General features: G+C 68.0%; 19 protein-coding genes. 14 read left to right on the top strand and 5 right to left on the bottom strand.

Annotated elements, in window-relative coordinates; translation table 11 throughout:
- Positions 1-111: 111 nt before the first annotated feature.
- Both minD and ACFQEV_RS17670 read left to right on the top strand, forming a co-directional pair.
- Positions 112-1503 (top strand): cell division ATPase MinD, encoded by a 1392-nt coding sequence (gene minD, locus ACFQEV_RS17675; protein ID WP_379698893.1) that lies wholly within the window; start codon positions 112-114, stop codon positions 1501-1503.
- Between the two features lie 78 nt (positions 1504-1581).
- Entirely contained in the window at positions 1582-1728 is a 147-nt protein-coding gene (locus ACFQEV_RS17670) for a hypothetical protein (RefSeq protein WP_379698891.1), read from the top strand.
- 3 nt (positions 1729-1731) lie between these two features.
- On the opposite strand, the gene argS is transcribed toward ACFQEV_RS17670, so the two are convergent.
- On the bottom strand, positions 1732-3486 hold the full coding sequence (gene argS / locus ACFQEV_RS17665) for an arginine--tRNA ligase (protein ID WP_379698889.1): 1755 nt from the start codon (positions 3484-3486) through the stop codon (positions 1732-1734).
- Positions 3487-3776: 290 nt separating this feature from the next.
- Here argS and ACFQEV_RS17660 point away from each other — a divergent pair, with 290 nt between their 5' ends.
- Both ACFQEV_RS17660 and ribB read left to right on the top strand, forming a co-directional pair.
- Entirely contained in the window at positions 3777-4484 is a 708-nt protein-coding gene (locus ACFQEV_RS17660; protein WP_379698887.1) for a DUF120 domain-containing protein, read from the top strand.
- A 2-nt stretch (positions 4485-4486) separates the two neighbouring features.
- Entirely contained in the window at positions 4487-5167 is a 681-nt protein-coding gene (ribB, locus tag ACFQEV_RS17655) for a 3,4-dihydroxy-2-butanone-4-phosphate synthase (RefSeq protein ID WP_379698885.1), read from the top strand.
- Here ribB and ACFQEV_RS17650 read toward each other — a convergent pair.
- Positions 5159-6043, bottom strand: a complete 885-nt coding sequence (locus ACFQEV_RS17650) for an NAD-dependent epimerase/dehydratase family protein (RefSeq protein ID WP_379698883.1) — start codon at positions 6041-6043, stop codon at positions 5159-5161. The two genes, ribB and ACFQEV_RS17650, sit on opposite strands and share 9 nt — an antisense overlap.
- Positions 6044-6135: 92 nt before the next feature.
- Between ACFQEV_RS17650 and ACFQEV_RS17645 the strand changes: the two genes are divergently transcribed.
- Positions 6136-7065 (top strand): branched-chain amino acid transaminase, encoded by a 930-nt coding sequence (locus ACFQEV_RS17645; protein WP_379698881.1) that lies wholly within the window; start codon positions 6136-6138, stop codon positions 7063-7065.
- Positions 7066-7119: 54 nt separating this feature from the next.
- On the opposite strand, the gene ACFQEV_RS17640 is transcribed toward ACFQEV_RS17645, so the two are convergent.
- A complete protein-coding gene (locus tag ACFQEV_RS17640; protein ID WP_379698879.1) occupies positions 7120-7710 on the bottom strand; it encodes a DUF502 domain-containing protein in 591 nt (196 codons plus the stop codon).
- Positions 7711-7885: 175 nt separating this feature from the next.
- On the opposite strand from ACFQEV_RS17640, the gene ACFQEV_RS17635 reads away from it, so the two are divergent.
- From ACFQEV_RS17635 to ACFQEV_RS17605, 7 genes are all read left to right on the top strand, one after another.
- On the top strand, positions 7886-8428 hold the full coding sequence (locus ACFQEV_RS17635) for a CDP-2,3-bis-(O-geranylgeranyl)-sn-glycerol synthase (RefSeq protein WP_379698877.1): 543 nt from the start codon (positions 7886-7888) through the stop codon (positions 8426-8428).
- Between the two features lie 223 nt (positions 8429-8651).
- Positions 8652-9173, top strand: coding sequence for an orotate phosphoribosyltransferase (gene pyrE, locus ACFQEV_RS17630; RefSeq protein ID WP_379698875.1), 522 nt, complete (start codon positions 8652-8654; stop codon positions 9171-9173).
- Positions 9174-9312: 139 nt separating this feature from the next.
- Positions 9313-10032, top strand: a complete 720-nt coding sequence (locus ACFQEV_RS17625) for a phosphoribosyltransferase family protein (protein WP_379698873.1) — start codon at positions 9313-9315, stop codon at positions 10030-10032.
- 258 nt (positions 10033-10290) lie between these two features.
- A complete protein-coding gene (locus ACFQEV_RS17620; RefSeq protein WP_379698871.1) occupies positions 10291-11703 on the top strand; it encodes an NCS2 family permease in 1413 nt (470 codons plus the stop codon).
- 156 nt (positions 11704-11859) lie between these two features.
- A complete protein-coding gene (locus ACFQEV_RS17615; RefSeq protein WP_379698869.1) occupies positions 11860-13239 on the top strand; it encodes an aryl-sulfate sulfotransferase in 1380 nt (459 codons plus the stop codon).
- Between the two features lie 160 nt (positions 13240-13399).
- Positions 13400-13648, top strand: coding sequence for a glutathione S-transferase N-terminal domain-containing protein (locus tag ACFQEV_RS17610; protein WP_379698867.1), 249 nt, complete (start codon positions 13400-13402; stop codon positions 13646-13648).
- Positions 13649-13769: 121 nt separating this feature from the next.
- Complete coding sequence (locus ACFQEV_RS17605) at positions 13770-14381, top strand: trimeric intracellular cation channel family protein (protein ID WP_379699932.1); 612 nt, start codon at positions 13770-13772, stop codon at positions 14379-14381.
- 12 nt (positions 14382-14393) lie between these two features.
- Here ACFQEV_RS17605 and ACFQEV_RS17600 read toward each other — a convergent pair whose 3' ends face one another.
- Complete coding sequence (locus tag ACFQEV_RS17600; RefSeq protein WP_379698865.1) at positions 14394-15380, bottom strand: transcriptional regulator; 987 nt, start codon at positions 15378-15380, stop codon at positions 14394-14396.
- 161 nt (positions 15381-15541) lie between these two features.
- Between ACFQEV_RS17600 and ACFQEV_RS17595 the strand changes: the two genes are divergently transcribed.
- Entirely contained in the window at positions 15542-16810 is a 1269-nt protein-coding gene (locus ACFQEV_RS17595) for a TiaS agmantine-binding domain-containing protein (protein WP_379698863.1), read from the top strand.
- Positions 16811-16837: 27 nt separating this feature from the next.
- Here ACFQEV_RS17595 and ACFQEV_RS17590 read toward each other — a convergent pair whose 3' ends face one another.
- Positions 16838-17296 carry a DUF7382 domain-containing protein gene (locus tag ACFQEV_RS17590; RefSeq protein WP_379698861.1) on the bottom strand — a complete coding sequence of 153 codons (459 nt, stop codon included), beginning with the start codon at positions 17294-17296 and terminating at the stop codon, positions 16838-16840.
- Between the two features lie 75 nt (positions 17297-17371).
- Here ACFQEV_RS17590 and ACFQEV_RS17585 point away from each other — a divergent pair, with 75 nt between their 5' ends.
- Positions 17372-18475 carry an ATP-binding protein gene (locus ACFQEV_RS17585; protein WP_379698859.1) on the top strand — a complete coding sequence of 368 codons (1104 nt, stop codon included), beginning with the start codon at positions 17372-17374 and terminating at the stop codon, positions 18473-18475.
- Positions 18476-18494: the final 19 nt, after the last annotated feature.

Raw genomic sequence — 18494 nt, 5'->3', positions numbered from 1 at the left:
ACCTACGACTGTCGCGGAACGTTCGGACGAGCGGCAGAATCGACGGTGTGCGGGCGGTTCGCTCGGAATAGGTTTATGTGGTTGTCTTGGGTGAGTCCGAACGAGTAAGATATGGGACGGGTGTACGCAGTGGTCAGCGCGAAGGGAGGCGTCGGGAAGACCACGACGACGACGAATCTCGCGGCGGCGCTCGCCGCGGCGGGCGCGGACGTCGCCGTGGTCGACGGCGACCTCGGGATGGCGAACCTCGCAGGGGCGTTGGGCGTCGTGCCGACGGAGCCGACGCTCCACGACGTTCTCGCCGGCGAGGCCGACGTGACCGAGGCGACGCAGGAAGGACCGCACGGGATGGCCGTGGTACCGGGGGCGACGGACCTCGACGCGTTCGCCCGCGCGGACCCCGAGGGTCTCCGCGCGGTGCTCTCGGAACTGGCCGACCGACACGAGTACGTCCTGCTGGATACCGGCGCAGGACTGAGTAACGACACCGTCGTCCCCCTGACGTACGTGGACGAGGCGCTTCTCGTCTCGACGACGGGGCGCGATGCATTGGGGGACACGGAGAAGACGCGACAGGTGGCGGTGCGACTCGACGTGCCGGTGGCGGGCGCGGTGCTCACGCGGGCGGACCCCGAGGACCCGAACGTCGCCACCGTCGAGGAGCAACTCGACGCCGAGATACTGCGGGCGATACCGGACGAACCGGTCGTCCGGCGCGCGGGCGACGCGGGCGAACCGCTCACGACGTTCGCGCCCGGAAGCCCCGCCGCCGCGGCGTACCGAGCGCTCGCCGCCGACCTGACCGGCGAGTCGGTTCCGCAACCCGACGCCGCGCCGGACGAGGCGCGCGAGGAGGGCGGTTCGACCGACGACGCCGACCCCGCGGACGCGGATGCGGATACGAATGCAGAGACGGACGCCCCGGCCGCGGACGCCACGACTGCGGACGCCGACGCCGCTTCCGCCGCAACCGCGGACGAAGGCGATTCGGCGTGTGACGCGGACGAACGCGACGGAGACGCCGGGGAGTCGGAGGGCGAGGCCACCGAACGCGACGACGGCATCATCGTCGCGGGCGACCACGAGGCCGACGGGACGCCGGAGCAACTCGACGAAGACGGCGAGAGTGCGTCCGACGACGAAGGCGTCTCCGCCGAGGAGGCCGAGGAGGCCGTCGAGTCCGTCGAGTCCGTCGAGGAAACCGCCGAATCCGACGGCGACTCCCCGCCGGACCCGCTCGCGGACCGGACGGCGAACGACGCGGCGGACGAGAGCGCGGACGACGGTCCCCTCGTCGAGGCCGCCGAACCGGACGCGACCCCCGAGGACGAGCAGATTCCGTTCGCGAGCGGCGACGACGGTGCGGACGGCGAGGACGACGAGGAAGAAGACGACGAGGACGGCGTCTACACGACCGAGTTGGGCGAGAGCGCGGAGGGGACGAACGAGCGCCGCGACGACGAGCGGAAGAAGGGCGGTCTGTTCGGTCGGTTCCTCGGCTGAGTCGCCGGCGGTCGCCCCGCCCCGTCTGCGGAGCGACGAACGGGAAGTTCTTTTACGCGGCTGTTCGCAGGCGTTGGTATGGCAGAATCTAACTCTGGCGTCCCGTTCTGGTGGATCGTCCTCTTCGTCCTGCTCGCGTTAGGCGCGGGTGCGCTCGCCGTCACCAGCGTCGGCGGGACGCTCGTCTCCGCGCCCGAAGTGCTGATCCCCGTCTTCGGGCTGTAACGCCTACATCGAGTCGGGCGCTTCGATGCCCAGCACGGAGAGCGCGTTCGCCACGGTGTGGCGGGCCGCCTCGACCAGTCCGAGGCGGGCGGCGGCCACCGCATCGTCGTCGGCGTTCAGCACCGACCGCTCGCGGTAGAACGCGTTGAACGTCTCGGCGAACTGCCGGACGTACGTCGCCACGACGTGCGGTTCGAGGTCGTCGGCCGCCTCCTCGATTACGGCGGGGAACCGCGCGATGGTCGCGATGAGCTCGCATTCCTCGGGCGAATCGAGCAGGGAGGCGTCGGTGGTCGCCTCGATGCCGGACGATTCGGCCTCGTCGAGGATGCCGCAGCAGCGAGCGTGGACGTACTGGACGTACGGGGCGGATTGGGCCTCGAAGTCCAAGGCGCGCTCCCACTCGAACGTGATTCCCTTCGTCGGCTGTTTCGAGACGATGTCGTAGCGGACGGCCCCGATGCCGACCTGCCGGGCGATTCGCTCGATGTCTTCCTCGTCGAGTTCGTCGTCGCGGATGCGACTGTCGAGGCGCGTCTCGACCTCCTCGCGGGCGCGCCGGACCGACTCGTCGAGCAGGTCGTCTAAGTCCACGCCCGTCCCCTTCCGGGTCGACATCCCGCCCTCGGGGAGGTTCACCCACGAGTAGAACGTCTGGCGGAGCTTTTCGGTGTCGTTGCCGAGTATCTCCAAGGCGGTCTCAAGCTGTTCGGCCTGCAGTTTGTGGTCCTCGCCGAGGACCGTCACCGCCTCGTCGTAGTTGTCGAACTTCCACTCGTGGTGCGCCAAGTCGCGGGTCGTGTACAGCGTCGTCCCGTCCGACCGGAGGAACACGAGGTTCTTCTCGAAGCCGAACGGCGAGAGGTCCAGTTGCCACGCCTCCTCCTCGTAGACGGCGTAGTCGGAGTCCTTCAGTCGCTGAACGAGGTCCTCGGCGTCGCCGTTGCGGATGAACTTCGTCTCCTTGACGAACCGGTCGAACTCCGCGGGGAGGCGTTCCAGCGAGGCGGTCATCCCCGACAGCACCTGATCCACGACGACGGCGACGCGTTCGAACGTCTCCTCGTCGCCGGCTTCGAGGCCCTGCATGATGCTCGCTATCTCCTCCTCGGCGGCTTCGACCTCCTCCTCGTCGCCCTCTTCGAGGAAGGCGTTGCCCTTGCGGTAGTACCGCACGAGATCGTAGTCCGAGCGGTCGCGCTCCGGTTCCGGCAGATCCTCCTCGTCGAACGTCTCGTAGGCCCACGTGAAGACGGCGACCTGTCGCCCGGCGTCGTTGACGTAGTAGTGACGCTCCACGTCGTTGCCGGCGAAATCGAGGATGCGCGCGATGGCGTCGCCGAGGATGGGATTCCGCGCGCGCCCGACGTGGACGGGACCGGTCGGATTCGCACTCGTGTGTTCGACCACCACGTCTTCGCCCGTCTCGGGGAGGCGGCCGTACTCGTCGTCGCGGCCCGCTTCGAGCGTCTCGGCGTAGTAGGCGTCCGAAACGTGAAAGTTCACGTACGGTCCCTGCGGCACGGCCGAGTCGAGGTACGTGTAGCCCGTGGCGTCTATCTCCTCTGCGATGTCCACGGCGACTTTCGGCGGCGGCGCGCCGACTTCGCCCGCCAACCGGAAGGCGACGCTCGACGCGAGCGTCGCCGAGACGTCCTCCGGTGGCTCTTCGACGCCGAGGTCGTCGGTCGGTAAATCGAGCGCGGAGAGCGCAGCAGAGACCGCGTCCTCGACCTCCGAACGGAACTCTCTAAACATGCTCCGAGGTTCTTGTGGCGCGGCTAAAGGCCTTTCCGAACGCCGTCGGAGCGGTCGCGGCCGCGGTTCGGACGCGCCGACGGCGTTCGCCCTCTGCGGTCGCACCGTTCGTCGCTCGGGCCGACGAGGCGGGCGTCACCGCCGGAACCGACGCACTTACCCCCGTCGTCCGACAATCCCGTTCACGAACCGGTCCGTCGCGGCGACCGACTCCGCGGGCCGCCCATCACGATTCTGTTACGCATCTCATATTCGGTACGCTTATTTCGGGTCGTCTCGAAGACGTGGACATGTCAGAATCGGCAGTCGCCGCCGTCGGGTACGACGAACTGGCCGCGTTGAAGTTCGTCGCCCTTGAAGGCGGGCGCTCCGGCCCGGTGAAGGTCTCCTGCTCCGGTCTGGCCTCGCGCCTCGACGCCTCCGGTCAGACCGCCTCGCGCCGCCTCCAGCGACTCGAAGACGCCGGCTACGTCGAACGCGACGTGGTGGCGGACGGGCAGTGGGTCTCGGTCACCGACGAGGGCGAGGCGGCCCTCCGCCGGGAGTACGCCGACTACCGCCGCATCTTCGAGACGGACGAGTCCGAGACGGTCGAACTCGGCGGCACCGTCACCGGCGGCATGGGCGAGGGCAAACACTACATCTCGCTTCCGGGGTACATGGAACAGTTCGAGGACCGCCTCGGCTACGAACCGTTCCCGGGGACGCTCAACGTCCGCCTTGACGACGACAGCGTCCGGACGCGCGCCGGGATGGCGTCGCTCTCGGCAGTCCCCATCGACGGATGGGAGGACGAGGAACGGACGTTCGGCCCGGCGACCTGTTACGCCGCGACGGTCGAAACGGATGAGGACGCCTACGAGGAGGCGCACATCATCGTCCCCGAACGCACCCACCACGACGAGAGCCAACTGGAGATCATCGCGCCCGAGAAACTCCGGGACGAACTCGACCTCTCGGACGGCGACGCGGTCACCGTCCGGGTGGAGGAGGTGTGACGGTGACCGGAACCCAACGGACGGACGACTCTCTCGCCCGCGCCCTCTCGGCGTTCCGGGCGGGCGACCCCGTTCTCGTCCACGACTTCGACGACAGGGAGGGCGAGACGGACATCGTCTACCCCGCGCGGTCGGTGACGGCGGCGGACGTGGCCCGCCTCCGCAACGACGCGGGCGGACTCGTCTGCGCCGCACTCTCCGACGACGCCGCGGAGGCGATGGATCTCCCCTTCCTGGAGTCCGAAATCGACCACCCGGCCGCCGGCGACCACGACCTGGCGTACGACGACCGGTCGTCGTTCTCCCTGCCGGTGAACCACCGCGAGACGTTCACGGGAATCACGGACTCGGACCGAGCGCTGACCATCACGAAACTGAGCGAGGCGGCCGACGCCGCCGTCGGAGGCGAGTACGACGCAGAGGACTTCGCCGCCGACTTCCGCGCGCCCGGCCACGTCAACGTCCTCCGGGGCGCGCCGGGACTCCTCGACGACAGGCGCGGTCACACCGAACTCGGCCTCGCACTCGCCGCGGAGGCGGGCGTCGGCCCCGCGGTCGTCGTCTGCGAGATGCTCGACGACGAGTCGGGCGCGGCGCTTTCGACCGACGCGGCGCGCGAGTACGCCGATCGTCGCGGCGTCCCGTTCCTCGACGGCGACCGAATCGTCGACTCCCTAGCGTAGGTCCCGCCAACTCACCTCGGGTTCCCACCCGAGCAACCGCCGAGCCTTCTCCGTCGAGACGAGCGATTCGTACCCCTCGAAGGAGTTCGTCGTCTCCACGTCGGGGTACTCCTCGGCGACGAGTTCCGCCGTCTCCATCTCCGCCGTCGTGTCGTCCGCGACGACCCAGAACCGTTCGTGGCCCTCGTAGTCGGCTTCGACCGCCCGGCGGATCGCGTCGGCGGCGTCCTCCTGTGTGAGGTACGAGAACAGCGTGTTCCGGATCGTCTTGAAGTTCTCCAACTGGTGAAGCGCCGCCAGTCGCCGGTCGGCGTCGAGGAACGTCTCGCGCATCTGCGCTTCCGTCGGCATCCACGGGAACCGGAACGAGGCGATGGTCGTCGGACCGTCCGATCGCCGGGCGAACCCGTCGGCGGTCACTTCGAGAACCTGCTTGCCGAGGCCGTAGGGGTTCGACGGCGTCAGGGGGTGGTCCTCGTCCACCGGGAGGTACGAGAGGTTGACGGGGCCGGGTTCGAAACTCGCGCCGAGAGCGCTCATGCTGGAGGCGAGGACGACGGTGTCGATGCCGAGCGATTCGGCCGCCTCCAACACGTTGTACGTGCTCATCGCGTTGCTCTCGTAGACGACGTAGCCGGGGTCGTGGCCGGGTTCCGAGAGCATCCCGAGGTGGACGACGGCGTCGGCGTCCGCCGTGGCGAACGCGCCGTAGGCTTCCCCGGCGTCGGTCATGTCTGCCCGGAGGTTCGCGTCGCCGACGGACCCGCCGCTTCGACTGCAGTTCACCACGCGGTACCCCGCGTCTCTCAGTGCGTTCACGACGGTGGGGCCGATGCGACCCGTCCCGCCGGTGACGGCGACAGTCTTCGGTGGCATTCGTGACCGACCGATGCGCCCCGGCGCAAAAAACCCCGCGCGCGTCGCCGTGTCGCCTATCATTTTATCACCTGCCACGCAAACCACGCGGTATGGGATTCGACGAGATGGATGTCGACACTATCTGGATGGACGGTGAGTTCGTCGACTGGGACGACGCGCAGATTCACGTCCTCTCTCACGGACTTCACTACGGCAGCGGCGTCTTCGAGGGCGTCCGCTGTTACGCCACCGACGAAGGGCCGGCCATCTTCCGGTGGGACGAACACTTAGAGCGGTTCTATGCCTCCGGGAAGCCCTACGACATGGACATCCCCTTCGAGAAGGAGGAACTCACGGAGGCGACGATGGAACTCATCCGCCGCCAGGACCTGACGTCCTGTTACATCCGCCCCGTCGCGTTCTACGGCTACGACTCGCTGGGCGTCAGCCCCAAGGACAACCCCGTGCAGGTCGCCATCGCGGCGTGGCCGTGGGGGGCGTACCTCGGCGACGAGGCGTTGGAGAAGGGCGTCGACGTGATGGTCTCCTCGTGGCGCAAGCACGCCTCTAGTCAGATCCCGACGAATGCGAAGACGACCGGCCTGTACGTGAACTCGCTTCTCGCGGGCGAGGAGGCCCGCCGCAACGGGTACACGGAGGCAATCGTCCTCAACAAGGAGGGCAACGTCGCGGAGGGCCCGGGCGAGAACATCTTCCTCGTTAAGGACGGCGACATCTACACGCCCGGCCTCTCCGAGAGCATCTTGGACGGCATCACCCGCGACACCGTCATCGAACTCGCGCGGGAACGCGGCTACACCGTCAACGACAACGCGACCATCTCCCGCGGCGAACTCAACACCGCGGACGAACTGTTCTTCACCGGCACCGCCGCGGAGGTGACGCCCATCCGGAAGGTGGACAACGTCGTCATCGGCGACGGCAGTCGCGGCCCAGTGACCGAGGAACTCCAGCAGGCGTTCTTCGACCTCGTGGAACGTCGCTCCGACGACCACGAGGAGTGGTTCACGTACGTCTGAGGCCGCGGTAGAGAGGCCCGCCGACCGTCTTCGCCTCCGCTCCGCTTCGAGCGGTCAGTCGTCTTCCGTCTGCACGTCGATGTCGATAGCGGAGCGAGACTCGTCCTCCGCGAACCCGGCCGAGAGGATGCGCGTCAGCGCCTCTTCGACGTTCTCGTCGAGTTCCCTGATGTCTTCGGGTTCTACCTCCATCACGAACCCGGTGGTGATGTTCGGCGCCGTCGGCATGAACAGGACCACCCGCCCGTCTTTCGTCGTCTGTCCGGTCTTGAACGCCGTCATCCGGACGCCCGGCCACGTCTCCAGTTGGACGGGCTTTTGGAGGTCCTCGGTCCCCGTCAACGCCGTCTCGACGGCGAGTTTCGAGGCGTTGTAGAGGATGCGGACGAGGGGAATTCGGTTCATCGTCGCGTCGAGGTACGTCTCGAACAGTCGGCCCACGGTTGTGCGCATCAGGTACCCCACCGACAGCACCAGCATCATGAACACGACGATGGCGACGAAGAACCCGAACGGGTGGTCGAGCGACTTGATTATCGGCAGTTTGACGATACTAGTGTAGAGATAGTTGAGAACCCACAGAATGACGAGGATGGGGACCAGTATCACCAGCCCGCTTGCGAAGTCGCGTCTCCACGAGGACATCTATTGATGGGTAGGTGACCCCGCGTCCTTAAGAGAACTTCTGTCCGGACCGTGCGTTGGCACGCCGTTTCGTCGGACGAGTCTAGCGGTTCGGCGGCGGACCGTCCCCCGGCCGAGAGCGTTCGGTTCCGAACGAAATCACGGCCCCTTAAGTTTCGGACGACGACTCCCGAACATGGTACTCGACCTCGTCGCCGTCGCGTTCTGGACCATGTTACCCGCGTACGTCCCGAACAACGCGGCCGTCCTCGCCGGAGGCGGCGCGCCGATAGACGGGGGACGGACGTGGGGCGACCGCCGCCTCCTCGGGGACGGGAAGACGTGGCGCGGCACGGCCGCCGGAACGCTCGCGGGCGTCGCCCTCGCTCTCGTCTGCAACGCCGTCGTTGACCCCGTCTCCGCCTTCCTCGGCGTCTCCCTGCCGACGTTTCCGCTCCCCGCGGCGGTCGGTCTGGCGTTCGGCGCGATGGTCGGCGACATCGCCGCCTCCTTCCTGAAACGGCGGAGCGGGCGGCAACGCGGCGCGGCGTTCCCCGGCCTCGACCAACTCGACTTCGTGGTCGGCGCACTCCTCTTCGCGGCGGCGTTCGACCTCCCGTGGTTCGTCGAGACGTTCTCGCTCCCTATCCTCAGCGTCGTCCTCGTCCTCACGCCCGTCCTGCACGTGACGACGAATATCGCCGCCTACGTCCTCGGCGTGAAGAACGAGCCGTGGTAACCCACCTTTTTCGAGGGGGTCCTCGGCGACGGCTCCGCCGTCGCCTCGAACCCCCTCCAAAAATCTGGACCAAAAACTGCCGCGAGCGAGGGCGAAGCCCGAGCCTCGCGGTTCGTCATCGGTGTCCTCTCCGCACCGCCTGACCGCACCACCTCCGCTCTGCACCGCCCTACCGCCGCGGCGAATCGGCCCGTTTAACCCGTTCGGGTGACCCGACGACAGTATGGCGAACGACGAACTCATCGAGGCCCTGCGCGAGGCCGAGGCGGTCCGGTACGGGGAGTTCGAACTCTCCCACGGCGGCACCTCGGACTACTACGTGGACAAGTACCTGTTCGAGACGGACCCCACCTGCCTCCGACTCATCGCGGAGGCGTTCGCCGAGGAACACGACGGCGAGAAACTCGCGGGCGTCGCACTCGGCGCGGTTCCCCTCGTCGCGGTGACCAGCGTCGAGACGGACACGCCCTACGTCATTGCGCGCAAGAAGGCCAAGGAGTACGGCACGGCGAAGCGAATCGAGGGCCGCCTCGAAGCGGGCGAGGAGATTCTCGTCCTCGAAGACATCGCCACGACCGGCAAGAGCGCCCTCGACGCCGTCAAAGCGCTTCGAGACGCCGGCGCGGAGGTGAACCGGGTCCTCGTCGTCGTGGACCGAGAGGAGGGCGCGGCCGAACGCCTCGCTGAGGCCGACGTAGAACTCGACTCCCTCATCACCGCCGACGAGTTGTTGGCCGACCGGTAACGCCCGTTTCTCTCCCTAACTCCCTCCGTTCCGTTCGCACCGCCGGACCGGCGCCGACTCCCGTTCCGCACGTCTGTGGGCAATTAGTTTCTCATCCACATCGAAGTATTCATACTTACGCAACCTCGTCCATCGGGGTATGAACAGAGCGGAGAAGGCGACTCTCCAACTCCAAGCCGTCGCCGTCCTGCGGATGCTCAAAGAGACCCGGACGTACGACGAACTCGCCGAGGTCACCGGACTGCCCGCGGGCGACCTGAATCGGTACGTCAACGGACACGTCCTCCCCGGAATCGAACGCGCGCGGAACGTCGTTGAGGGCGTCGGACGCGAGGCCCTCGCGACCGAACTCGAAGCCCGCGTCGAGTTCGACGACGAGGGGTACGTGGACAACTCCGGCGTCGTCTTCGACCAGTCGTTTCTCGACCTCGTCGCGCCCGTCGCGGCCAACACCCTCGGGTTCGAGCGACCGGACGTGGTGCTGACGGCGGCGACGGACGGCATCACCCTCGGCGCGGCCATGGCGTCGTACTTCGACGCCCGCGTCGCCTACGCGAAGAAGTCCAAGGAGACGGCCGTAGAGGAGTTCATCGAGTCCCGCCAGCGACTCACCTCTGGCATCGAACTCACCTACTACCTCCCCTCTCGCGCCATCTCCACGGGCGAGAAGGTCCTCGTCGTGGACGACCTCATCCGGTCGGGGGAGACGCAGGAACTCCTCTTGGACATCGCCGAACAGGCCGACGCCGAGGTGACCGGCGTCTTCGCTCTCATCTCCGTCGGCGAGAAGGGCACCGACCGCGCGAAGGAACTCACCGCCGCGCCCGTCGGCGCACTCACCGAGTTCGAGACGGAGTGAGGAGTCCCCGCCGGCGCGTTCGGTCGTCCTCCCGACGCTTCGTCGAATAGTACCTGTTGGGCGCGTCTCTCGTGGGACGATCGCGCCGTCCCCTCGGCCCCCGCGCCGGCGAGCGTGTCTCCTTCGTGCCACTTCTATGCACAGAGACGCGGAGAATACCCCGATATAATTGCCGGCATATGCACGTACGTGGCTATTTTCTCCTCTTTCGATGGTAACGCTTATGATCGGAATAGTGAGTATGCTCACCCGTGCATTATGGGGCTCATTGAGACGCTCGAAGACTACTTCGATGTGCAAGAACACGGGTCGTCGGTCGGGACGGAGATTCTCGCCGGAGTGACGACGTTCCTGACGATGTCCTACATCGTCGTCGTCAACCCGTCGATACTGACCGACCAGCCGTTCATCGAGGGGGCGGACGGTATCGCCATCGCGGGCTACGCACCCAGCGAGGTACAGTCGATGCTCGCCGTCGTGACTATCATCGCCGCCGCGGTGGCGACGCTCATCATGGCGTTCTACGCGAACCGGCCGTTCGGGCAAGCGCCCGGACTGGGGCTGAACGCCTTCTTCGCGTTCACCGTCGTCGGCGCACTCGGCGTGCCGTGGCAGACTGCGCTCGCCGCCGTCGTCGTGGAGGGACTCGTCTTCATCCTCCTCACCGCCGTCGGCGCGCGCGAGTACATCATCCGCCTGTTCCCCGCGCCGGTGAAGTTCGCCGTCGGAACCGGCATCGGGCTGTTCCTCGCGATAATCGGCCTGCAGGCGATGGGCATCGTCGTGGACGACGCCGCGACGCTCGTCACCCTCGGTGACGTGGCGTCCAACCCGGTGGCCATCGTCTCCGTCGTCGGCCTGTTCCTCACCTTCGCGCTCTACGCTCGGGGCATCCCGGGCTCTATCGTCCTCGGCATCCTCGGCACCGCCTTCATCGGGTGGCTCGTGACGTGGCTCGGCGTCGTCCCCGCCGACGCGGGACTCGTCGTCGATTCGACGGAGGCGACGTACAACATCGCACCGCTCGCGGGCGCGTTCCTCGACGGGTTCGGCAACGTCGAGGCGTTCAGTTTCGCGCTCATCGTGTTCACGTTCTTCTTCGTGGACTTCTTCGACACTGCGGGGACGCTCGTCGGCGTCGGTCAGGTCGCCGGCTTCCTCGACGAGGACGGCAACTTCCCCGACATCGACAGACCGCTGATGGCCGACGCCGTCGGCACCACCGTCGGCGGCATGCTCGGCACCTCGACGGTGACGACGTACATCGAGTCCGCCTCGGGCGTCGAGGAGGGCGGCCGCACGGGACTGACCGCACTCGTCGTCGCCGTTCTCTTTCTCGCCTCTTTGGCCCTCGTTCCGCTGGCCGCGGCGATTCCGCAGTACGCCTCCCACATCGCCCTCGTCGTCATCGGCATCGTGATGCTGCGCAACGCCGTCGATATCGACTGGAGCGACATCACCAACACCATCCCCGCCGGGATGACCATCCTCGTGATGCCGTTCACCTACTCCATCGCCTACGGCATCGCCGCCGGCATCGTCTCGTACCCCGTCGTCAAACTCGCCGCGGGCGATCGCGAGGACCTCCGCGCCGGTCACTGGGTGCTGGCGGGCGCGTTCGTCGTCTACTTCTTCGTCCGGACCAGCGGCATCCTCTCCGCGCAGGTGTAGGACCCGCCGCACGGCCCGCCTCCTTCTCTCCGTTCGTCGCGCTGCCCCGTCCCCGACGCCGCCGACTCTCCCCGTCTGACGGCCGCTCGCATCGACTGAGCCCTCCGAGCGAGACCAAAAAAGGTTCACCACTGTACCGACAGTCACTCTGTAGTAATGGTCCCTCTCTCTAGACGAACTGCCGTGCGGGCGGTCGCGTTGGTCCTCGTGATCGCCCTCCTGACGCCGTCTGCGGTGTCTGCCATCACGTACGACCCCGACGACGAGACGACGCTCACCCGCGGGACGGTGACGAGTCCGGCGAACGGTTCGACGGTCGTCAGCGTCCAAGGGTACACGTTCGACGGGTCGACGAACCCGAAGAAACCCGCCCGCGTCATCTCCGTCGGCGAACGGGGGCGGACCCAGTGGACCCACAACGAGTCCGGCGCGTGGTTCTTCGACGTGGACCCCCTGGAGAACGGGAACCTGCTGGTCTCCTCGCCGCGCGACGGCGAGACGGTCGTCTTCGAGTTGAACCCCGAGAACCGGACGCGCGTCTGGGAGAAGCGCTTCGACATCAAGGACACCCACGACGTTGACCGCCTCAGCGAGGACGAACTCGTCGTCTCGAACATGCGAGAGTGGGACGAACAGAACGGATCGATGGACCGCATCTTCGTCTATAACACGACGACCGACGAGGTGACGTGGGAGTGGTACTACCGCGACCACTTCCCCTCGGACACGAACGGCGGGATGACGAGCGACTGGACCCACTCCAACGACGTGGACCCCATCGGCGACGGGAAACTGCTCCTCTCGCCGCGGAACTTCGACCAGGCCATCGTCGTGGACATGGAGACGAAGAACGTCACCCACCGCCTCGGAAGCGACGACAACTACGAGGTGATGCGCGAACAGCACAACCCCGACTGGATGCTGAGCGAGAACGGGACGCCGACGATACTCGTCGCCGACAGCGGAAACAACCGCGTCGTCGAGTACGCCTACGAGAACGGGTCGTGGGTCCGCACGTGGTCCGTCGGGTCGAACGTCCTCAACTGGCCGCGGGACGCCGACCGACTCCCGAACGGCAACACGCTCATCACCGACACGCTCAACCACCGCGTCATCGAGGTGACGCCGCAGGGCGAGATCGTCTGGGAGTACTACGCGACGTGGGGGCCGTACGACGCCGAACGCGTCGAACACGGCGACGGGTCCGCGGACGGGCCGACCATCCGCGACATGAACGCGAGCGGCGAGTACGACATCACCGGCAGCGCGGAACTCCGCGCCGGGTCGGGCGACCGCGTCGGCTTCGCCGGGCAGATGCGCGCGACGTTCGCGGAGACGCCCCTCGAAGGGCCGATGAACGAGTTCGCCACCAAGTGGGCGCACGTCACGCCGTGGCTTCGCCCCATCTGGATGGGTCCGTGGGCGTTCGTCTACGCCGTCTGCGCCGCCCTCGTCCTTCTCGGGTGGGCGGGCGCGGAAGTCGTCCTCCACCGGCGACGCATCGCCGACGGCGTCCGGAACGCCGTCGGGCGCTGACCCGAACGCCGCCGCTTCCGCCTCCACTTCCGCCTCCGCCGTCCCCGGCCTCGCCTCCGCGTCCGCGTCGCGCGGCGAACGTCCGCGCACCGCCGCCCGTGTGTACCGCGGACGCACAGAACCACCGGACTCTTTATTCGCACTCGCCTATCGGCTAGCGATGTCGAATCTCATCCTGTACGAGTTAGAGGGTTGCCCTTACTGCGCGAAAGTGAAGAACAAGCTCTCGGAACTCGACTTGGAGTACGAGTCGAAGATGGTCCCGCGTTCGCACTCCGAGCGAACGGAAGTCGAGGAAGTCAGCGGACAGACGGGCGTCCCCGTCCTCGTGGACGAGGAACACGGCGTCGAGGGGATGTCCGAGAGCGACGACATCGTCGAGTACCTCGACGAGACGTACGCCAACTGAGCCGAAAGCGACCCTTCTCCGTTTGCGGTTCGATGCGTAGCCCTCAAGGCGTCCTCCGCCGTGGGCGAACGTAGTGGTTCAGGACATCGTCGGCGCAGTTTCTGTGGATCCGTTCGTGGCGATGAACACCGTCGGACTGGTGGCGTTCGCACTCGTCGGAGCGACGAAGGCGATACGCGAGGAGTTCGACGTGTTCGGCATCGCCGTCGTCGGACTCGTCACGGCGTTCGCCGGCGGCGCGACGCGGGACGTCCTCGTCGACCGCGTCCCGTTGGCGCTCAGGTCGTTCGGCGAAATCGGGTTCGGCGTGCTCGGCGTCGCCCTCGCCGTCGGCCTCAACGTCGCGTTCGACTCGGCCGACGAACATCCGATCGCCCTCCTCTCGGACGCCGTCGGCCTCGCGGCGTTCGCCACCGCGGGCGCCATCGTCGCCACCAACGTCGGCCTCTCGGGGTTCGGCGTCGTGGCGATAGCGACCATCAACGCCGTCGGCGGCGGCGCGTTCGCGGACGTGCTCCTCGACCGGTCGCCGTTCATCCTGTTCGACGACTTCTACGCGAGCTGTGCGGTTCTCGGGGGGACGTGCTACTGGCTGGTGACGACGTTCGCCGGGACGCCGGGTGCCGCCGCGGCGGTGTGCGCCGCGGTGACCGTCGGGTCGCGGGCGGCGGCGGTCACCTACGGGTGGTCGCTCCCGACGGCGCAGACGCTCGATCGGCGGGCGAGAGGCTGAAAGAAGGGTCGGCTACGCTTCCTCGGGTTCGCGGGCGCGCTCCCGAAGCAGGTCGCGAATCTCGTCGGGGTCGTCGATGGCGGCGAGTTCCTCGCAGCTGACGAGGGCCGTCCCGTCCACGGAGTCGCGCTTCGACCGGTCCTCGGTGAAGTAGACGGACCGGGTCTGGGTCACCTCGCCCAGAGAGGACATGATGCGGGCGCGCTTCTCGGCGCTCCGGGTGAACGGCGAGTGACCCGTCAGCATCGGCATCCGGTCGCTGCGCCGAGTACTCCGGTCCTCGTCCTCGCTGACGGCCTTGAACGGCGCGCGCGCCGTGGGGTGGACGGTGAACCCCGCGCGCGTGAGGATGTGGACGACGTGTTCGTCGTCGGGGTCCGCCGCCGGGTCCTCCGGCGTCGGGTCCGCCTCGCGAACCTCCTCTGCGCCGTCCATCACGTCCACCGGGTTCGAGAACGGCTTGTCGAACATCTGTTCGAGCTGAATCGCCACCTCGATGCTGGCGTTCATGCCGTCTTCGTACTTCGAGACGGTGCGGCGCGAGACGCCGAGTTCGTTCGCCAGACGCCCGAGGCTCCACCCTCGCTCTTGGCGTTCGTCCGCCAACAGGTCGCCGTCGATGTTGACGTAGAGGCCGCCGGGGGCCGCGTAGATGAGCGGCGGGACGCCCTCCACGAACAGGTCCATCGCGGTGTCGGGGTTCATCACGGGCACGCCGTGACGGAAGTAGACGACTTCCGGTTTGAGCTCCTCGTCGCGGGTCCGCAGGCCGACGACCATCGGCGTCGCGGACAGGTACGTGCCGAGACGACGCATCTCCGCGCCGGTCGCGGCGTCGAACGCGTCGATGTTCCCTAGAATCTTCAACAACACCAAGTCTTCCCCGCGCCGGGCGGCGAGGTCGAAGCTCTTGGGACGGATTGCACAGCGGTCGCTGACGAGGAATCCGGCGTCCTCCAGCATCGCCGTGACGTTTCCGACCAGAGCTGACCGGGACATATTCATGTATAAGTGATTCGCCACATATAACTGTTTTCTCGCCCGTAATCGCCCGCGTCGTTCGATTCCGCCGGACGCGTCGGTATCTTTATGTACGGCCGTCGGTCGCTTCGGGCTCGAAACTCGAAAGGCGTTACACCCTCGGCGCGGTAGCGTCGCCCATGACGGTCATCGGGCTGGACGACACCGACTCCCGGGAGCGAGGGATGTGCACGACGTACCTCGCGACGTTGGTCGCCGACGCCGTCGAGGCGGCCGGCGGCCGCGTGCGGCGGCGGTTGCTCGTCCGACTCAACCCCGCGGTGAAGCACAAGACCCGCGGCAACGCCGCACTCGCTCTCCACGTCGAGTTCCCCGCCGAGGACGCCCTCGCCGTCGCAGTCTCGGAGCTCGAACCCCTCGCGGAGACGGACGACCCGCGGACGAGTCCAGGCGTCGTCGTCGCGCCGGGCGACCCGGAGGACGTGCCGGACGCGGTGGCCGACTTCGCCCGCCGCGGCGTCAGGGACATCGTCGATACCGAGACGGCGACGGCGCTCGCCGAGGAGGCGGGGTACGAACACCGCGGGTGGGACGGCGGACGCGGGCGCATCGGCGCTCTCGCCGCTATCGGCGCGTGGACCGCCTTCGACGAGTGGACGTACGAGCACATCTCCTACCGGGAGTTCGACCGGTGCGGGACGGCCCGCGACGTGGACTGGGACTCCGTCTTCGAGGCCGCGGAGGCGTTCTACCCCGAGGCGTGGGACACCGTGGACCGCGAGGAGGGACAGGCCGTCTGCGTCCCGAACGCGCCCGGCCCCATCCTGCACGGCGTCCGCGGCGACGACCCGGAGGCGGTCCGGAACCTCGCGGCCCGGATCGAGTCGGAACCCGTCGAACGCGCGGCCACCTTCCTGACGAACCAAGGGACGGACGTGCACCTGCGGGACGGCGAAATTGGTTCCCTCCGCGACGCCGCCGCCTACCGCGTGGACGGCACCGTCGCCTCGGACCCCGAGACGCGCCGCGGCGGACACGTCTTCTTCGAACTCGAAGACGGCGACGAGTCGATAGCGTGCGTCGCCTTCGAACCGACCAAGCGGTTCCGCGACAGGGTTCGCGCCCTCCGCGTCGGCGACGACCTGACCGTCTGCGGCGAGGTGACCGAGGGAACGCTCAAACTGGAGAAGTTCGCCGTCCGCTCTCTCGTCCGCACCGAGGAGGTCACGCCGACGTGCCCCGACTGCGGGCGTTCGATGAAGAGCGCGGGCCGAAATCAGGGGTACCGCTGCCGGGACTGCGGAACCTCCACCCCGGAGAAGGAGACGGTGCGCGCGGACCGCGAACTCGAACGCGGGTGGTACGAGGTGCCGCCCTGCGCGCGCCGCCACATCTCGAAACCGCTCGTCCGCGGCGGGTTCGACGCGCCGACGCACCCCGAACGGTAGCGGTCTCCTTTCCGCTCCCTTCGTTCCTCACTCCCGGACGACGAGAACCGCCGTGTTCTCTCGCCTATCGACGAACTGGCTCCCGGCGGGCGGTTTCACGTCCACGACGAGCGTTCCGCTCTCCTGATTCGCCCTGACGTCCGGGGAGACGGTCACCGTCGCCGTCCCGTTCGCCCCGGACTTACCCGTCTTCACGCCGTCGATGTCGGCGGTCCCGTCTTTCACGACGACGGTCGCACCCTCCACGGGGTCGCCGTCGGCGTCCACCACGAGGAGGTCCAGTTCCTGTTCGCCCGGCGTCACCACGTCGGGGTCCGGTTTCACGTCGAGTTCCGAGACGGCCAGTCCCTGCACGCCCGAGAGCATGTTCAGCATGACGCTCATCGTCGCCACGCCGACGACGAGGGCGATGACGAGGCGAATCGGCAGTCCTTCGATGGCCCGGTCGTCGGCGGCGAACCGCTGGAATCCGAATCTGTCGAACATGGGGTCGGTGGTCCCGTCTCCCGGTATAAACCCTCGTCCGAGGATTCAAGTGCGGTGTCGCGGCCAGACACCTCGATGCACACGGACACGGAGACGGACGCGGGCGCGGAGGTTCTCGGTCGGCGGGGAGACGGCAGCGGCCCATCGGTTCGTTTCGGACGCCACCGCGCCCGCGACGGAAGCGACGGCGCGCCGGTCGCGGTGGACGTGGACCGCCCGCACGCCGCCCTCGTCGTCGGAAAACGAGGGTACGGAAAGTCCTACACGCTCGGCGTCCTCGCGGAGGGGGCCGCCCGGGCGTCGGGCATCGCGCCCGTCGTCGTCGACCCGATGGGCGTCTTCGACGGACTCGCCGCGTCCGCGACGGACGGCCCGCCCGTCCCTGCCCGCGTCGTCCGGACGCCTCGGGTCCGCGCCGACGCCGTTCCGCCCTCGGCGTGGCCGACGCTCGTCGGGTGCAACGGGAACTCGCCGGTCGGGTCGGTCGTCTGGCGCGCCGCGGCGGCGACGGAGACGCTGGCGGCCATGCGGGAGTTCATCGCCGACGCGGACGCCCCGGCGGCGACGGTTCGCGCCGCGGGGAACCGACTCAGCCGCGCCGAGGCGTGGGCGGTGTTCGACCCCGACGGCCTCGACGCCGACGAACTCGCCGGGGGAGAGGCCACCGTTCTCGACGTCTCGTCGCTCGACCCCGCGCCGATGAACGCGGCGGCGTACGCCGTGGCGAGCGGACTGTACGACGCCCGCGTCTCGGGGACCGTAGACCGCCTCCCGTGGCTCTTCCTCGACGAGGCGCACGCGTTCTTCGACGGCGTGGCGGGGCCGGCGCTCGAAACTATCCTCACGCGCGGGCGCGCACCCGGCGTCTCCCTCGTCGCCGCGACGCAACGACCGAGCGCGCTCCCCGACGTCGCCGTCTCGCAGGCCGACCTGCGCGTCATCCACCGCCTCACCGCCGGCCCGGACATCGACGCGCTGGCGGCGGCGAACCCGACGTACCTCGGTTCGACGCTCAGAGAGCGACTGCCCGCCGCGCCGGGGGAGGCGTTGGTCGTGGACGACGCGGCGGAGGCGGTCAGGGACGTGACCGTTCGCCGCCGCCACACTCCCCACGGCGGCGCGAGTCCCCGCGCGAGCGACGCGTCTCCGGACCCGACGCCGACCGAAACGGAGGAGTAGGCTCGGCGGGAGACGCCAC

Source organism: Halopelagius fulvigenes, from assembly GCF_042662625.1.
GTDB lineage: Archaea > Halobacteriota > Halobacteria > Halobacteriales > Haloferacaceae > Halopelagius > Halopelagius fulvigenes.
This window is presented reverse-complemented; position numbering and strand designations above follow the sequence as displayed.

Bases quoted from the DNA above. Each gene is read 5' to 3' on its own strand.
- minD (WP_379698893.1), top strand. From the start codon at position 112: ATGGGACGGGTGTACGCAGTGGTCAGCGCGAAGGGAGGCGTCGGGAAG.
- ACFQEV_RS17670 (WP_379698891.1), top strand. From the start codon at position 1,582: ATGGCAGAATCTAACTCTGGCGTCCCGTTCTGGTGGATCGTCCTCTTC.
- argS (WP_379698889.1), bottom strand. From the start codon at position 3,486: ATGTTTAGAGAGTTCCGTTCGGAGGTCGAGGACGCGGTCTCTGCTGCG.
- ACFQEV_RS17660 (WP_379698887.1), top strand. From the start codon at position 3,777: ATGTCAGAATCGGCAGTCGCCGCCGTCGGGTACGACGAACTGGCCGCG.
- ACFQEV_RS17650 (WP_379698883.1), bottom strand. From the start codon at position 6,043: ATGCCACCGAAGACTGTCGCCGTCACCGGCGGGACGGGTCGCATCGGC.
- ACFQEV_RS17645 (WP_379698881.1), top strand. From the start codon at position 6,136: ATGGGATTCGACGAGATGGATGTCGACACTATCTGGATGGACGGTGAG.
- ACFQEV_RS17640 (WP_379698879.1), bottom strand. From the start codon at position 7,710: ATGTCCTCGTGGAGACGCGACTTCGCAAGCGGGCTGGTGATACTGGTC.
- ACFQEV_RS17635 (WP_379698877.1), top strand. From the start codon at position 7,886: ATGGTACTCGACCTCGTCGCCGTCGCGTTCTGGACCATGTTACCCGCG.
- pyrE (WP_379698875.1), top strand. From the start codon at position 8,652: ATGGCGAACGACGAACTCATCGAGGCCCTGCGCGAGGCCGAGGCGGTC.
- ACFQEV_RS17625 (WP_379698873.1), top strand. From the start codon at position 9,313: ATGAACAGAGCGGAGAAGGCGACTCTCCAACTCCAAGCCGTCGCCGTC.
- ACFQEV_RS17620 (WP_379698871.1), top strand. From the start codon at position 10,291: ATGGGGCTCATTGAGACGCTCGAAGACTACTTCGATGTGCAAGAACAC.
- ACFQEV_RS17615 (WP_379698869.1), top strand. From the start codon at position 11,860: ATGGTCCCTCTCTCTAGACGAACTGCCGTGCGGGCGGTCGCGTTGGTC.
- ACFQEV_RS17610 (WP_379698867.1), top strand. From the start codon at position 13,400: ATGTCGAATCTCATCCTGTACGAGTTAGAGGGTTGCCCTTACTGCGCG.
- ACFQEV_RS17605 (WP_379699932.1), top strand. From the start codon at position 13,770: ATGAACACCGTCGGACTGGTGGCGTTCGCACTCGTCGGAGCGACGAAG.
- ACFQEV_RS17600 (WP_379698865.1), bottom strand. From the start codon at position 15,380: ATGTCCCGGTCAGCTCTGGTCGGAAACGTCACGGCGATGCTGGAGGAC.
- ACFQEV_RS17595 (WP_379698863.1), top strand. From the start codon at position 15,542: ATGACGGTCATCGGGCTGGACGACACCGACTCCCGGGAGCGAGGGATG.
- ACFQEV_RS17590 (WP_379698861.1), bottom strand. From the start codon at position 17,296: ATGTTCGACAGATTCGGATTCCAGCGGTTCGCCGCCGACGACCGGGCC.
- ACFQEV_RS17585 (WP_379698859.1), top strand. From the start codon at position 17,372: ATGCACACGGACACGGAGACGGACGCGGGCGCGGAGGTTCTCGGTCGG.